The organism is Planktomarina temperata RCA23 (assembly GCF_000738435.1).
Taxonomy (GTDB): Bacteria; Pseudomonadota; Alphaproteobacteria; order Rhodobacterales; family Rhodobacteraceae; genus Planktomarina; species Planktomarina temperata.
Genome location: NZ_CP003984.1, coordinates 1,485,297 through 1,500,576 on the forward strand (window position 1 = coordinate 1,485,297; position 15,280 = coordinate 1,500,576).

Sequence of the window (15,280 nt, forward strand, 5' to 3'; positions counted from 1 at the left end):
GGTATGACTGGGCATGCGCGGTAAGCAATGCGCGGCGGATTTTGAAATGAAACGTATTGAAGGGCTTTATTGATGAAACATGAAAACGTGCAAGAATATTATGGCAAAACCTTGCAGTCTTCCGCTGATCTTCAAACCAATGCCTGCTGCGAGCCGGCCGAAATGCCCAGCTGGTTGAAGAAAATCCTAGCCCAGCTGCATGATGAGGTGCTGATGCGCTATTATGGCTGCGGTTTGATTGTGCCCGAAGCCCTCAAGGGCGCGCGGGTATTAGATCTTGGCTGCGGCGCGGGCCGGGATGTTTATGCGCTGTCGCAAATGGTGGGCGAAGAGGGCTTTGTGGTCGGTGTGGATATGACCGACGCGCAGCTCGATGTCGCCCGAAGCTTTCAAGACTATCATCGGGAGGCATTTGGATATCGTGCATCAAATGTTGCGTTTCACAAAGGTTATATTGAATCGCTCGGAGATTTACCGCTGGATCCGGACTCTTTCGACGTGATTGTCTCCAATTGCGTGGTCAATCTCGCGACCGATAAGCAAGCGGTGTTGCGGGGGGCTTATGAGCTGCTCAAACCTGGTGGCGAGATGTATTTTTCGGATGTCTATGCCGATCGCCGCGTGCCAGAGGCTATGGCGCGCGATGAGGTGCTCTACGGCGAATGCCTGTCTGGAGCTCTGTATTGGAATGATTTTCTTAACCATGCGAAAGTGGCAGGCTTCACAGATCCGCGTTTGGTCACCCATCGCCCCATCACCATTGAAAACCCGGTGCTGGAAGCCGCGGTAGCGCCGCTAAAATTTACCTCCGCCACCTATCGCCTATGGAAATTGGCGAATTTGGAAAGTGATTGCGAGGACTACGGGCAGGCGGTGATCTACAAAGGGACAATTGAAAATTGCCCTCATGGTCTGCCGCTGGATGGGCATCATTGGATCGAAACGGGGAAGGTCTTCAAGGTCTGTGGGAATACTTGGAATATGCTGGCGCAAACGCGATTTGCGGCGCATTTCGAGTTCATCGGCTCATTTGATACGCACTATGGCATTTTCGAAGGCTGCGGCGCTGCGTCTCCTTTTGAAGCTGATGCCGCAGAGGCCAGCTGTTGCTAAATCACCGCATGCCACATACATAAGCCTGAGTGTTTTTGTCAGTTAGGCGCTTCTGTTGTCGAATCCGAGACTTGAAATCCGAAACTTGTCGCGCCGCTTTGCCGGTCAATTCGCGGTGGATGATGTCAGCCTGCGGCTTGAACCGGGGCAGGTGACGTGCCTGCTGGGCCCCTCGGGATGCGGGAAATCGACCACGTTGCGCATTGTGGCAGGGGTTGAGCGGCAAGATAGCGGCGAGGTGTTGATTGACGGAGCATTGGTCTGTGATGGCACGCGCTCGCAACCGCCTGAGCTGCGCAACATCGGCATGATGTTCCAAGATTTTGCACTTTTTCCACATCTATCTGTTTGGGAAAATGTTGCTTTTGGCCTGAAAGGCGCAAAATCTATCCGCCGTGCGCGGGCCGAAGAGCTTTTGGAGCGGGTCGATCTGGCCGGCTATGGCGCTCAGATGCCCCATGAATTATCCGGCGGGGAGCAGCAGCGGGTGGCATTGGCCCGCGCGGTGGCGCCGGGACCCAGAATCATGCTTCTTGATGAGCCATTTTCTGGCCTAGATGATCGCTTGCGCGATGGAATCCGTGATGAGACGCTCGAGGTTCTGCGCGAAGCGGGCACGGCAGTTTTAATGGTGACGCATGATCCTGGCGAGGCGATGAAAATGGCCGATGAGATTGCCCTGATGCGAGACGGCAAAATTGTGCAAAAAGGCGCGCCCTATACAATCTATAATTCGCCGATCGATAAAGATGCTGCATCATTTTTTAGTGATATCAATGTCATGGTAGGAAAAGTTGAAGGCGCCCTGGCCAAAACGCCCTTCGGCGAATTCTTCGCGCCCGGTCATGCAGATGGCACGATATTGGACATCGTCATCCGCCCGCAACACATTCGCATTGATTTTGACCGTGCCGGCCAAGGCCCCAGCCCGACCGATGCCATGGGCCATGCGGCGCGCGCCAAAGTGCTGCGGTCGCGTTTTTTGGGGCAGAATTCATTGGTCGATTTTAAGCTTGAGCAGGGCGCGGCGCTGACCGCTTCGGTGCCCTCAGTGTTTTTGCCAAAGCCGGACACGCTGTTTTGGTTGCTGGCGCCACGCAAGAATTGCTACGTCTTTCCCCGCTCTGAATGACGCCCAAGCGCGGTTATGACCGATGGCGTGTGCGGTCGGGATGTTTGCTCCACGCCAAATAATCGACCAAGGATTTGCCGGGCTCCTCAACAAATACGGCTGGCATGGCGTCAAGCCGCGTGAATTCATCCACCCGGAGGGTGACAAACCCCTGCGTGCTTTCACACCAAGCGGCTAGGGTCCACAGCCGCCCCCAATAATCCAGCGCCAAAGGTCGCAATCGCAGTATTTGGGAGCCAATCGTAATCTGCATCAACTGTTTCGAACGAATGGCCTGTCTGAGTTTTGGCATATGCTGAAAGCCGCGGGCGGCATCGGCGAAAGGGTAGGTGGCAAAGGACCAACCCGAGGCCGCAGCGCTATCTTCGGGCAAAACCCCGTCAATGCGCCGCGACAGGGCTTTTGCGGCGGCCGAAAGCTCGGCATCTTCACTTTCCCCCACGGCCGCCAATCCCAAATGCAGCGCCTCCAGCTCAGTTTTCGTCAAATTGAGCGCCGGCAGCGTATAGGCGGCGGTGATTTGATATCCGAGGCCGCGCTCACCGCGAATGGGCACGCCAGAAGCTGCCAAAGTGTCCATGTCGCGATAAAGCGTGCGGAGCGACACGCCAACAAGCTCTGCCAAATCGCAAGCCCGGTAGAGATTTCCATCGCGTAGGATTTGAATCAGGGAAAAAAGACGGTCTTTGCGTGCCATACTGACATAATAATGGCAGTTGAGTGTCCACACAACGGCAAAATGTTGCGAACCTGCTTTCTGCTCCGGCTCAACTGGCTTAGAAACAGCCAACACTTCATCTAAGGATACACGATATGACCCCTGCATTTCTCACAAACATCCCTCCGATGGGCTATTTGATCATAGCCCTTGTCGTCTTGGTTCTATTTGGCCGCGGAAAAATCTCTGCCATGATGGGCGAAATGGGCAAAGGCATCACCGCCTTCAAAAAAGGCGTCAATGATGGCCAGCAAGAGATTGAGGAAGCCGCATCCGAAGGCGCAAAAGATGTGACGCCTGACACGGAAAAAGACAAATCCTAATCACTATTACCTCTTTGACATAAGGAAGGGTCTCGATGTTTGGATTGGGATGGGCTGAGATACTGGTCGCGGCTGTCGTGGGGCTGATTGTCATCGGTCCTAAAGAATTGCCCGGCGTGTTTCGCAAAATTGGTCAATTTGTCGGTAAAGCCAAGGCCATGGCCCGTGATTTCAGCCGGGCGATGAACGACGCTGCTGATGATGCGGGCGTGAAAGACGCGATGGACTCGGTCAACTCTCTCAAAGATGGGGTGCGCAGCGTCTCGGATCCGACCACCAAGTGGAAAGATTTCGTACCGGGATCTGAAATTGGAAAACTGTCAGAAGAGCGGGCTGAAAAAGCCAAGAAAATGCATGATGCCATGGCTGAACGAGCGCAGCAGCGCCTTGACGCGGAAAAAGTGACAAAGGCCGCGGCGGCCCAGGAGACCCAGAAACCTGCGGCAGCAAAAAAAACCGCGCCGGCTAAGAAACCTGCGGCAGCCAAGAAACCAGCGGCTGCGAAAAAATCGGCGGCTGCGAAAAAATCGGCGCCTGCAAAAAAGTCGGCGATGCCCAAGAAACCTGCGGCTAAAAAGGCTGCTCCAAAACCTGGTAAAGAGACATGAGCCGCGAAGACGAAAGCCTAGACGATTCTTCTGCCCCTCTGATCGAACATTTGACAGAGCTGCGCACATGCCTAATCCGGGCTGCGCTTGCCTTTATCGTTGGTCTGTTCGCCTGTTTCTTCGTGGCGGAATATATCTTGAATTTCCTGGCTGAACCCATTGCCGAAATTTTACGCCGCCGCGGTGAACTCGCACAGTTGATTTTCACGGCGCCCCAAGAAAAATTCTTTGTTTTGATCCGCATATCGGTGATTTTTGGCCTCGGGGTCTCCTCGCCTGTGATCGGCTATCAACTTTGGCGCTTTGTCGCGCCGGGCCTATATAAGGCCGAAAAAAATGCCTTTTTGCCCTTTATCATCGCCTCGCCTGTTCTTTTCCTGATGGGGGCAGCTTTTGCCCATTATGTTGTCAGTCCGCTGGCTCTCAGCTTCTTTATTGGATATGCCGATATCATGCCGACGGTGACCGCCTTATTGACGGGAACTGAGGTGCAAGTGGCTGATACTGCCTTGAAGACGCGGTTTCTCGGGTCAGTCCGCGAGACTTTGGATATTGTTTTAAAATTCATCATGGCCTTCGGCATATGCTTCCAATTGCCAGTTTTGCTGACCTTGATGGGCAAAGCGGGCTTGGTCTCTGCGGTGGGCCTGCGGGCTGTGCGCAAATATGCTATTGTTGGTATTTTGATCCTCGCTGGGATCGTCACGCCACCGGATGTGGTGACTCAAATTATTCTTTTCGTGGTGGTTTATGGGCTTTACGAAATATCGATTTGGTTGGTTGTCTATGTGGAGCGTAAACGCAACGCGTTCTTGAAAGAGCAGGGCGTCTCTGACGAAGATTTGTTTGCGGATGAGGATGACGATGGCACCGGGGGGCAAGCATGAGTGATGCGGCTTTAATCCGAATTGCCATTGCGCTAGAGCGTATGTCGCCCGCCCCGCTTGAGGCTCCCGACTTTGCCGAGGCGGAGGCGTTTTTGTGGCACACAAGCCCCGATCAGTTGGAACCGATTGCCAAAGTGTCTCGGGTTGATCTTGATCTGCTCGTCGGCATCGACCGGTCGCGGGACGTTTTGCTTGAAAACACCCTGCGCTTTGCGCGCGGCATGTCGGCGAATAATGCGCTGTTGTGGGGCGCACGAGGGATGGGAAAATCCTCTCTGGTCAAAGCGGTGCATGCGCAGATCAATGCGCAAGGCCTGCCGTTGAAAGTGGTCGAGCTGCAACGCGAAGATTTGCCCTCGGTCACGCGCCTTCTGGCCTTGCTGCGCGGCGCGCCCTATCGCTTTTTACTGTTCTGTGATGATCTATCCTTTTCCCATGATGACCAGCATTATAAGTCTCTCAAAGCTGTTTTGGATGGGGGCATCGCGGGGCGTCCGGACAATGTGATTTTTTATGCCACCTCAAACCGCCGGCATCTCATGCCCCGCGATATGATCGAAAACGAGCGATCAAGCGCCATCAATCCGGGCGAGGCCGTCGAAGAAAAGGTCAGCCTGTCGGACCGTTTCGGGCTGTGGCTAGGCTTTCACCCTTGTGATCAAGATCAGTACCTGAGTATGATTGAGGGCTACTGCGCGGCTCATGGGGTCGCGGTAGACCCTGAAGTGCTGCGTGCAGAGGCGATCGAATGGCAGGCGACACGCGGCTCTCGTTCGGGCCGCGTGGCCTGGCAATTCTTCGTAGATTTGGCCGGCCGCCATGGGGTGGTGGTCTAGGTCGCCACGTCTTGCGTTCTAAATATAGTCATCGGGATCGACGGATTCGAGGCCTTTGCGCACTTCAAAGTGCAAAAATGAAGGCGTTCCCGCGCGGACCTTGGCGATCTCTTGGCCGCGCGTGACCGCATCTCCTTTCTTCACCAATAGGTTGTCGACATTTGTGTAGACTGTCAGCAATCTGTCGGCGTGTTTGATGACAACAATAGCAACGCCCTTTGTGTCTTCGGTGATGGCCGCGACGGTGCCGACATCGGCGGCAGATACCGCCGCGCCCTCTGGGGCCCCAATATCAACGCCCTCATTTGACCCTTTCTTATAGCTGCGAATAATCGTACCGCTGACTGGCCGCATGAAACGGGCGTCGCTTTGCGAGGCTTGGGTTACGGGGCCGGTATTGGCCACAGGCACAGGCACGGTCACAGGCGCCGTGGCGTCGGCGGTCGCTGGCGTTGTCATCGCCTCAGCTGAGGGCAGTTCGCCGCGCGGTTGTGGGCGGGTGCTGCTGGGCGGTGTGGGGGTGATCGAGCCTTCGCCCGGCGCGCTGACTGGAGTGGGTCGGTTTTGAGTGATAGGGATCAGCAGATACTGCCCAGGGCGCAGCGCCGTGGTCAGGCTAAGACTGTTCCATTTCGCGAGATCCTCGGCAGAGACCGAATAGAGTCGAGAAATTGTATAGACCGTTTCACCATCAACGACCCGGTGGCGCTTGGGCTCTGCGGGCTTTGGTCCGGCGCTTGGATCATCTGACAATTCACTAATGTCCACCACGGTTGGGGTGAGCGGGGCGCCATCTGCTGCCACAGCTGTCATATTTGAGGGCAGGGCAATCACTTCGCCATAGCGCAAGATCGCCTCCTGCGGGATGCCATTAAATCGGCCCAACCGATCTGCATCGACGCCAATGCGTGCGGCGACATCGCCAATTCGGTCACCTGTTCTGGCCAGGACAACTTGATAGCTTGGGAATGTGATGACCCCGCGTGCATCAGGCTCAGGGCGCTCCTCCACCGCATTTTCGGCCGCATTTGTTGTGTCGAGAATGCCGCCGAATTGATCGCGCACATCCAAGCCAAAACTATTTGTGCAGCCTGCAAGTGCCGTGACCGCACACAGCGATAATATAAATTTAGAACCAAATTTAAGTGCCATTATACTCTCCTCACCTGGACCTCTTATTGTGAGATCTCTTAGGTATTTTCTTTGCCCAGACCTTCGAGAAGCGGCACAAAGCGCACGGCTCTTAACTCTTGATAGTCCAAACCCTCTTCAGTTTTGGTCACCTTTACCAAGGTCTGCACGGCATCTGACTGTCCAACGGGCAAGACCATGATACCGCCTATACGCAATTGTGCCAACAGGGGGCCGGGCGGATCTTCGCTTGCTGCGGTCAAAAGGATGCGATCAAAGGGCGCTTGCTCTGGCAGCCCGCGGCTGCCATCGGCGGTAAAGGCGATGATATTGGAGATGTCTTCGGCCTCAAACACCTGGCGCGCGGCTTTGACAAGACGGCTGTGTCGATCCACGGTATAAACCCGCCGGGCCAATTGGCTCAATATGGCCGCCTGATAACCTGACCCCGTGCCAATTTCCAAAACCTTACTGCGCGGTTGCACGTCCAGCGCTTCGGTCATTAAAGCGACAATGGACGGCTGGGAGATGGTCTGACCACAGGCAATGGGCAGCGGCGTGTCTTCATAGGCGCGATCTTCAAAGGTTCCGCGAATATATTTGCCACGATCGACTTTCTCCATAGCCGTGAGCACACGCTTGTTGGTCACACCATGCGAGCGCAGGGAGAATAAAAATTGCATTTTACGTTCGGCGGCTGGGTCCATCTCTTAGCCCAAAATTCTGGCCAGGTTTGCCAGTTGGTCATGCGCGGTCAAATCTGCTCGCATGGGTGTGAGAGAGATATAGCCGTCCAAATTCGCCGCGGCGTCTGTGCCATCCTGTGTTGGCGCTTGCTGCGGCCGGCCGTGCATGAATAAGAATTTTCGGCCATTTGGCGCATTGGTGGCATGTGCACCAAAGGCCCCGTCACCACGATACCCTTGTTTAACAGCCTTCATCCCCAAGACTGCGGCGGACGGAACAGGTGGAAAATTAATGTTGTAAAACAATGCATAATCTTCAGCGCGCGCAAAGCCCGCATCCAGACAAGCTTGAATGGCCGCAACACCGTGACCGGCACTGGCCTCAAAACTATTGTCCAAATCCGTGTTTTGCGGTCCGTAAAACTGCGAAAGGGCAATAGAGGGAACCCCGGCAAGCGCCGCTTCCATCGCCGCACCAATGGTGCCGGAATAGACGGTATTTTCCGCAGAGTTATTGCCTTTGTTAACGCCGGATAAAACCAAATCCGGGCGCTGGGGCAATAGATCGTTGAGCCCAGCCAGGATGCAATCGGCCGGAGAGCCTTCTACTGCAAACTTTCGCGCCGCATATTGATGCACAAGCACGGGTTTCGTGTAAGAAATACAATGGCCAACACCCGATTGCTCAGATTGTGGCGCCACTGTCCAAACCTCACCCTCGGGGCCGGCCAGCTGGATTGCGAGATCATGCAGCACCTGCAGGCCGGGCGCCATAATTCCGTCGTCATTTGTGATAAGTATACGCATAGACCTTGGTTAAAAGGTTGTGCCGCGGCGGGCAAGCCTGATCGACCCGCAGCCCAGGCATTTTCTCCATCAAGGTAAAAATATCCGCAGTTACGCGGCGGCAAACAGGTCTAGGGCTGTAATTATCCGGGCCGCTTCGCTGTCGCAACTGCTCAAGGCACTGCGATCTTCACCGGGATAGAAGCGCGCGCGCGTGGCCGTGGGCATGGGGGCGGGGGTGAGGATTTCGACTTTGGGGCCGGTTTTAGCGGTCTCGGCCTGCCAGCTTTTGGCCAAGGCGATCTGCGCCGATTTTGTGGCGCCATAGCTGCCAAAGAATTTTTCCCCGCCGCAGGGGTCGTCAAAGAAAACAGCCGTTCCGCTCTGATGCAATAAGGGCGCGATATTGGGGATCAACATGCCGGTGGTGGTGACGTTGAGCTTGATTGATTTGTCCCAATCGCGGGCATCTATGCAATTGGCCGGCGCCAGGGGGGCGGCATGTATTGCGCAATGGGCCCATAGGTGCAGCCCGCCCCAGCGATCATGGATCGATCGGCACAGATGGCGCACGGCATTCACGTCTGTGACATCAATGGGCGCGAGGGTTGCTTGGCCACCGCAGGCTTGGATGCGGTCATCCAAGTCTTCAAGCCCACCCGTGGTCTTTGCCACAGCGACAATGTGAAATTTCTGCGCAAGCTGAAGCGCCAAAGCTGCGCCAAGCCCACGCGAGGCGCCAGTGATGAGAATGGGATATGTCATGGGGCGCGTCATGGGGGCAAATGCGCAGCAGGTCAAGGGCCCGGCGCTACTCAGCGGCCTTCATTTGAAACCCGCTGGAGATTTGATCTGAGGGGATCACGGGATAGTCGCCGCTGAAACACGCGTCGCAATATTGCGGCTGTGCGCTGTCGCGGTCGGTGCCGCCAACCGCGCGGTAAAGCCCATTGAGCGAGATAAATTTCAAACTGTCGACGGCCAAATGTTGGCGCATCTCCTCTTCGGACATGGTCGCCGCCAATAGTTTTTCGCGATCTGGCGTATCTACTCCATAAAAGCAGGGCCAAGCCGTTGGCGGACTGGCGATGCGGAAATGCACTTCAGCGGCGCCAGCGTCTAGGATCATCTCTTTAATTTTGCGCGATGTGGTTCCGCGCACCACGCTGTCATCCACCAAAATCACCCGCTTGCCGCGGATCAAAGCCCGGTTCACATTCAGCTTCAAACGCACGCCCATGTTGCGAATTTGCTCGCTGGGCTCAATGAAGGTCCGGCCCATATACTGATTGCGAATGATGCCCATGGCATAGGGAATGCCCGATTCAAGCGAAAATCCAATCGCCGCAGGCGTGCCGCTGTCGGGCACAGGGCAAACGAGGTCGGCTTCTACCGGCGCTTCTTTGGCCAATTCGCGGCCGATGGCCTCGCGGGTTTCATAAACGCTTCGGCCGCCAAGGATGCTGTCGGGGCGGCTGAAATAGATGTGCTCGAAGACACAAAACCGCGGCCGCGCCGGGCGAAAAGGATAACTGCTTTCGACGCCATTGGCGGTGATAACCACCATCTCGCCGGGGTGAATTTCGCGCACAAACTCGGCGCCAGTGATATCTAAAGCGCAGGTTTCGGAGCTGAGTACCCAACCATCGCCCAATTGACCCAAGACCAAAGGCCGCACGCCCAATGGATCGCGCACGCCAATCAGCTGGGTTTGTGTCATGGCAACGATGGAAAACGCCCCTTCAACGCGGCGCAACGCATCTTCCATCCGTTGCGGGATGTTCTGCTGGAGGCTGCGGGCCATAAGGTGAATAATGCATTCGCTGTCCGAGGAGGATTGGAAAATCGACCCGCGTCCAATCAATTCTTTGCGCAGAGAATTGGCATTGGTAATATTGCCATTATGCGCAATCGCCGCGCCGCCCATGGAAAACTCACCGAAAAAAGGCTGCACATCGCGCATCGCCGTGTTGCCCTTGGATCCGGCGGTCGAATAGCGCACATGTCCGATCGACAGATCGCCCGGCAGCTGCTCCATGATTTTTGCACTGGTGAAATTGTCGCGCACATAGCCAAAGCGACGCACAGAATTGAAGCCGAGGGTTTCATCATGGGTGACAATGCCGCCAGCCTCTTGGCCGCGATGTTGCAAAGCATGTAAGCCAAGGGCGGTGAAATTCGCCGCATCCGCTGTCCCAATCACCCCAAATACGCCGCATTCTTCGCGCAGTTTATCGTCGTCAAAGGGATTTGTGTGCATCTGGTCCAACGGTTGGGTCACGCGATAGGCTCCGGTATATGACGTTACACCCCATGCCTTACGCCATCACAGCAGGCATGTCACTTTGACAATGAGAAAAACACGCTGTTTTTCTCATAAAAATGAAAAAAAACACGGCCTGCGTTCTGGAGCGATCGGTTAAAATTACCGACTTTTAAAGGGAATTTATGCGCTGCACTCGCCAACCAGTTGATCGTATTGAGTTCTTAACCAACCCAATGCGGCTTCCGGGTTTTGATCCTGAACATCGTCCACATAGCGCTCAAAGACTGCGGCTGAGCGTGATGTCTCTAGCGCCACAATATCTTGGTTCGGCATCACGGTGAAGTAGATGAAAAACCCGACGGCCACCAAGACAACACCGCGGACCACCCCGAAGAAAAAGCCCAGCATTTGGTCAAAGCCCCCAAAGATGGAGCGTTGCACAATGGCCGAAAACAGCGGTGTGAAGAGGGAGACCAAGAGCAAGGACAGCGCAAATACGATGGCAAAGCTGGCAACAATCAACAATTCGCAGCTGTCACCCAACATATCGCCCAGATAAGGAATTTGTCGCACCAATGGTTGCGCCATGTCGGCAAAAACAAATGCAATGAATGCCGCCGCGATCCAGCCGGCAATGGCCATAATCTCACGCACGAGGCCGCGAGAATAGGCCAGCAAGGCTGACATCACGATCGCTATCGCAACACCGCCGTCGACTATTGTAAAACCGTCCACTGTGCTTCTCCACTCTGCGCTGTTTAGCGGCTTCCGAACAGGTCTTCAACAAATTGAGCCAAATCATCAATTGGCCGCAATGTAATTCCCGCAATATCTTCAAGTTTTTTGGCGGCCGGCGCCAGCGCCTGACAGAAACCAAGTTTCTGCGCTTCTTTCAACCTATTTTCTGCCTGTGAGACGGGTCTTAACGCGCCTGAGAGCGAAATTTCTCCAAAAATAACGGCATCTCTTGGCAAAGCTGCGTCTTCACGGGCGGAAATTAAGGCTGCGGCCACGGCCAGGTCAGCCGCCGGTTCTGTGACACGCATACCTCCGGCCACATTTAAGTAGACATCTAGACCGGTGAAGGGGATGCCGCAGCGGGCTTCCAATACGGCAAGAATCATCGCCAGCCTTTGCCCATCCCAGCCAACAACGGAGCGTCGCGCCTGCCCGTGCGGCGAGGGGGCGACAAGGGCTTGAAACTCGCAGAGGACTGGGCGCGTGCCCTCTATCCCGGCAAAGACCGCGGAGCCTGCTGTTGTCTTACCGCGTTCGGACAAAAAGAGAGCAGAGGGGTTTTTGACTTCGACCAAACCCTTGCCGGTCATCTCAAAAACACCAATTTCATCGGCCGGCCCGAAGCGGTTTTTCACGGCGCGCAGCAGGCGAAACTGATGATTGCGCTCGCCTTCGAAATATAAAACCGTATCGACCATATGCTCCACTACCCGTGGCCCGGCGATTTGCCCGTCTTTGGTGACATGCCCGACCATAATCACCGCCACGCCCTTGCGTTTGGCATAGCTGGTCAGCTCATGGGCAGAGGATCTTACTTGGCTAACCGAGCCGGGGGCCGCTTCGATGTGATCGGCCCACATGGTTTGAATGGAATCGATGATGACCAAATCGGGCTTTTCAGCATCCAAGGTGGTCAGAATATCGCGCAGATTGGTCTCAGCGGCGAGGATCACAGGGCTTTCGCTAAGACCAAGGCGTTGGGCGCGCATGCGCACCTGCGCCGTGGCTTCCTCGCCAGAGATGTAAATGACCTTCAAACCATTGCGGGCGAAACGTGCGGCGGCCTGCAGCAACAGAGTGGATTTGCCGATCCCAGGATCCCCACCGACCAAGAGCGCGCTGGCCTTGACCAATCCGCCTCCCAAAACCCGGTCCAATTCTGCCACGCCAGCCATGGTGCGCGCGGGCGGTTCTTCCACCGTGGCCAGATCGGTCAGCGTGATGGTCCGGCCCCGTTTGCCGCCAAGGGTTTTGCCTGGACCGGCCGAGAGCGGACCTTGGTCCACCAGAGTGTTCCACTCCATGCAGCTGTCGCATTGACCGGCCCATTTGCTATGAGACGCGCCGCATTTGCTGCAGGTGAATGTCGCTTTGGCCATGTGGTGTCCTTTTCATCTGGCCTTGAGATATAGGGTGCTGCCGATAAAGTAAGCCTGAAAATGTTGAAAGTTACGGATTAACGCAGGGTCTCAATTGGACCTTCGGCGCGACCATTCACAAATTGCTCCACATAGGGATCGCCGCTTTGCGCCATATCTGTCTGACGACCGCTCCATTGAATGGTCCCGCGATGCAGCATGGCCACTTTATCGGCGATGGTGTGCACAGAGGTCATGTCATGCGTTATGGTCATGGCCGTCACGCCCATCTCCACGACGATTTCGCGGATCAATTCGTTGATGACATCGGACATAATGGGGTCGAGCCCGGTGGTGGGTTCATCAAAGAAAATAATTTCTGGTTCGGCGGCAATGGCTCTCGCAAGGCTGACACGTTTTTGCATGCCGCCTGAGAGCTCGGCCGGAAAACGATCTGCCACGTCCGGCGCCAGACCCACGCGGCGCAATTTTTCGATGGCAATTTCGCGGGCCTCTGCCAGGGGTCGTTTGAGCGCGCCGCGCTGAAGCCGAAAGGCCACATTTTGCCAGACCGGCATCGAATCGAACAGCGCACCGCCTTGAAACAGCATGCCAAAGCGGCTCAGAAAGGCGTCTCGTTTGACTTGGGTGACATCTTGGCCATCAACCAAAATGCGTCCGCTATCGGGTTCGACTAGGCCCAAAACCGTTTTGATCAAAACAGATTTTCCGGTGCCCGAACCACCGATGATCACCATGCTTTCGCCGCGCTCGACGGTTAAATTCACCCCACGCAGCACATGATTGGAGCCAAAGGATTTATGTATGTTTTCAAAGGTTATCATGCTGTAAAGAATACCGCTGTGAGCAGGAAATTTGCCGCCAAAATCAAAACCGCTGCCGCTTGCACGGAAGCTTTGGTTGCCGCGCCCACGCCCTGCGCGCCGCGGCCCGAGTTCAGCCCATAATAGCATCCCATCAATGTGGCGATAAATCCAAAGGCCATGCCCTTGGCCATTGAGGAGAGGATATCGGCAGAGGTTAGGAAGTTCATCGTGTTTAAAATATAGGTGGCGGGGTTAAAGCCTAGGGTTTGTGTGGCGACGATAAAACCGCCAAAAATGCCGATGCTATCGGCCACGGCGACCAAGACGGGCCCCGCCATGAGCCCAGCCAAGACCCGCGGCATCACCAAATATTTCATTGGGGCGGTGGACAGGGTGACAAGCGCATCAATTTGTTCCGTGACTTTCATCGTGGCCATTTCAGCGGCGATGGAACTTGTGACACGCGCAGCAATCATCAACCCCACCAAAACCGGTCCCAATTCGCGCACCATGCCAATGGCAACAATTTGCGGCACAACCTCAGGAGCGTTGAAGCGCGACCCGCCGGAGTAAATTTGCAAAGCCAAAGCCGCCCCCGTGAACAGGGCGGTCAGGCCGACGACGGGCAGGGACAGGTAGCCAACATTCAACAGCGCGGTGAAAAATTCGCGCAGATAAAATGGCGGGCGAAAGACATGGGACAGGGTGGCCAGCGCAAAGAGCACCAAACGGCCCAAAGCGGAAATCGCATCGATGCATAAGCGCCCCAGCGCACGGACAATCAAGATCATCTGCGCGCTCACTGATTCACATAACGCCGCGCATAGCGAGCGCCCAGCGATGTGAGAATTTCATAACCGATCGTCCCGGCTTTATCTGCCAATTCATCCACCGATTGATAGGGACACAGGATATCCAAAGTCTCGGGCAATTGTGGCAAGGCTGTGACATCCACGCCAATCATATCCATTGAGACCCGTCCGACGATGGGGCAGGCCTGGCCCTCGTGCCACAGTGACGCGTTATTGGACAGGGCGCGCAGCAGCCCATCGGCATAGCCGGCGGCGACAGTTGCGATCCGGGCAGGGGCACTGGCGCTCCAACTGTTGCCATAGCCCACGGTTTCCCCTTCCGCGACATCGCGGATTTGAATCACCGGCAAAGACAAATGCACCACAGATTCGGCGTGAGCATAGGGCGCGCCGCCATAAAGGCCGATACCCGGGCGGGTCATGTCAAAATGATACTCCGGTCCCAGTAGTATCCCGCCCGTCGCGGCCAGCGAGCGTTTCAAGCCCAAGCCATCGGTCATTGCGCAAAATTGCGCCAATTGTTGCCGGTTCATCGGATGATCGGGTTCATCGGCACAGGCCAGGTGACTCATGACCAAACTTGGGTTTAATCCAACCACCAAATCCCGTACCGCCTCCCATTCCGAGGCCTCCATGCCCAAGCGGTTCATGCCGGTGTCAAGTTGGACGCCAAAGGCATGGCCGGGAAGGGCTTCCAAATGGCGCGTCAGCTGGTCGAAAGAGTTAAGCAAGGGCACGAGATGCAGATCATGGATCATGTCCGTATCGCCCCGCATGTGCCCAGAGAATACATAAATAGTCACATTATCGCCCAATTCACGGCGAATTGCCGAGGCCTCTTCTGCGGCGGCCACAAAGAAATGTCGCACCCCCGCAGGATAGAGCGTGCGTGCAACCCGCCCGGAATCCAGACCATAGCCATCGGCTTTGACCACAGCGGCCGTTTCAACATTTTCGGCAGACATGCGATCCAAAGTGGACCAATTGTTGGTGATCCCCTTCAGATTAATCGTTAAATTTCCTGTGCTCATGGGGCGCTTCGGTCCTGCTATTTATAGA

The 15,280-nt window shown here is 55.5% G+C and carries 17 protein-coding genes; 6 read left to right on the top strand and 11 right to left on the bottom strand.

All coding sequences use genetic code 11. From position 1 onward, the window contains the following. The first annotated feature begins 72 nt into the window (after positions 1-72). Entirely contained in the window at positions 73-1,113 is a 1,041-nt protein-coding gene (locus RCA23_RS07025) for a methyltransferase domain-containing protein (protein WP_044049710.1), read from the top strand. Positions 1,114-1,168: 55 nt separating this feature from the next. Then, complete coding sequence (locus RCA23_RS07030) at positions 1,169-2,245, top strand: ABC transporter ATP-binding protein (protein WP_169701364.1); 1,077 nt, start codon at positions 1,169-1,171, stop codon at positions 2,243-2,245. A 13-nt stretch (positions 2,246-2,258) separates the two neighbouring features. Here the strand turns inward: RCA23_RS07030 and RCA23_RS07035 are convergent, their stop codons facing one another. Further along, positions 2,259-2,942, bottom strand: a complete 684-nt coding sequence (locus tag RCA23_RS07035; RefSeq protein ID WP_044051373.1) for an HTH domain-containing protein — start codon at positions 2,940-2,942, stop codon at positions 2,259-2,261. A 116-nt stretch (positions 2,943-3,058) separates the two neighbouring features. Here RCA23_RS07035 and RCA23_RS07040 point away from each other — a divergent pair, with 116 nt between their 5' ends. Genes RCA23_RS07040 through RCA23_RS07055 form a run of 4 tightly spaced genes read left to right on the top strand, consistent with a single transcriptional unit; the run spans position 3,059 to position 5,617 of the window. Continuing rightward, positions 3,059-3,286, top strand: coding sequence for a twin-arginine translocase TatA/TatE family subunit (locus RCA23_RS07040; RefSeq protein ID WP_044049712.1), 228 nt, complete (start codon positions 3,059-3,061; stop codon positions 3,284-3,286). Between the two features lie 35 nt (positions 3,287-3,321). Next, positions 3,322-3,894, top strand: a complete 573-nt coding sequence (gene tatB, locus RCA23_RS07045) for a Sec-independent protein translocase protein TatB (RefSeq protein WP_044049713.1) — start codon at positions 3,322-3,324, stop codon at positions 3,892-3,894. Further along, positions 3,891-4,781, top strand: coding sequence for a twin-arginine translocase subunit TatC (gene tatC, locus RCA23_RS07050; protein ID WP_044049714.1), 891 nt, complete (start codon positions 3,891-3,893; stop codon positions 4,779-4,781). Before tatB ends, tatC begins: the two co-directional genes overlap by 4 nt. After that, entirely contained in the window at positions 4,778-5,617 is an 840-nt protein-coding gene (locus RCA23_RS07055) for an ATP-binding protein (RefSeq protein ID WP_044049715.1), read from the top strand. The genes tatC and RCA23_RS07055 overlap by 4 nt, the downstream gene beginning before the upstream one ends. A gap of 18 nt (positions 5,618-5,635) precedes the next feature. Here the strand turns inward: RCA23_RS07055 and RCA23_RS07060 are convergent, their stop codons facing one another. The 10 genes from RCA23_RS07060 to alr all read right to left on the bottom strand — a co-directional run bounded on the left by RCA23_RS07060 (position 5,636) and on the right by alr (position 15,252). Further along, a complete protein-coding gene (locus RCA23_RS07060; RefSeq protein ID WP_044049716.1) occupies positions 5,636-6,769 on the bottom strand; it encodes a peptidoglycan DD-metalloendopeptidase family protein in 1,134 nt (377 codons plus the stop codon). Positions 6,770-6,807: 38 nt separating this feature from the next. After that, positions 6,808-7,455 (bottom strand): protein-L-isoaspartate(D-aspartate) O-methyltransferase, encoded by a 648-nt coding sequence (locus RCA23_RS07065; RefSeq protein WP_044049717.1) that lies wholly within the window; start codon positions 7,453-7,455, stop codon positions 6,808-6,810. 3 nt (positions 7,456-7,458) lie between these two features. Further along, positions 7,459-8,241: a 5'/3'-nucleotidase SurE gene (gene surE / locus RCA23_RS07070; protein ID WP_044049718.1), complete on the bottom strand. Its 783-nt coding sequence runs from the start codon at positions 8,239-8,241 to the stop codon at positions 7,459-7,461. A 90-nt stretch (positions 8,242-8,331) separates the two neighbouring features. Further along, positions 8,332-8,985, bottom strand: coding sequence for an SDR family NAD(P)-dependent oxidoreductase (locus tag RCA23_RS07075; RefSeq protein ID WP_044049719.1), 654 nt, complete (start codon positions 8,983-8,985; stop codon positions 8,332-8,334). Positions 8,986-9,031: 46 nt separating this feature from the next. After that, positions 9,032-10,480, bottom strand: coding sequence for an amidophosphoribosyltransferase (gene purF / locus RCA23_RS07080; protein ID WP_044049720.1), 1,449 nt, complete (start codon positions 10,478-10,480; stop codon positions 9,032-9,034). Positions 10,481-10,666: 186 nt separating this feature from the next. Further along, the gene (locus RCA23_RS07085) at positions 10,667-11,221 is read right to left on the bottom strand and encodes a CvpA family protein (RefSeq protein ID WP_044049721.1); all 555 of its coding nucleotides are present in this window, start codon (positions 11,219-11,221) and stop codon (positions 10,667-10,669) included. A 23-nt stretch (positions 11,222-11,244) separates the two neighbouring features. After that, a complete protein-coding gene (gene radA, locus RCA23_RS07090; protein ID WP_044049722.1) occupies positions 11,245-12,603 on the bottom strand; it encodes a DNA repair protein RadA in 1,359 nt (452 codons plus the stop codon). 77 nt (positions 12,604-12,680) lie between these two features. After that, on the bottom strand, positions 12,681-13,427 hold the full coding sequence (locus RCA23_RS07095; protein ID WP_044049723.1) for an ABC transporter ATP-binding protein: 747 nt from the start codon (positions 13,425-13,427) through the stop codon (positions 12,681-12,683). Next, a complete protein-coding gene (locus RCA23_RS07100) occupies positions 13,424-14,200 on the bottom strand; it encodes an ABC transporter permease (protein WP_044051374.1) in 777 nt (258 codons plus the stop codon). Before RCA23_RS07100 ends, RCA23_RS07095 begins: the two co-directional genes overlap by 4 nt. Positions 14,201-14,208: 8 nt before the next feature. Next, positions 14,209-15,252, bottom strand: coding sequence for an alanine racemase (gene alr, locus RCA23_RS07105; RefSeq protein ID WP_044049724.1), 1,044 nt, complete (start codon positions 15,250-15,252; stop codon positions 14,209-14,211). Positions 15,253-15,280 lie beyond the last annotated feature (28 nt).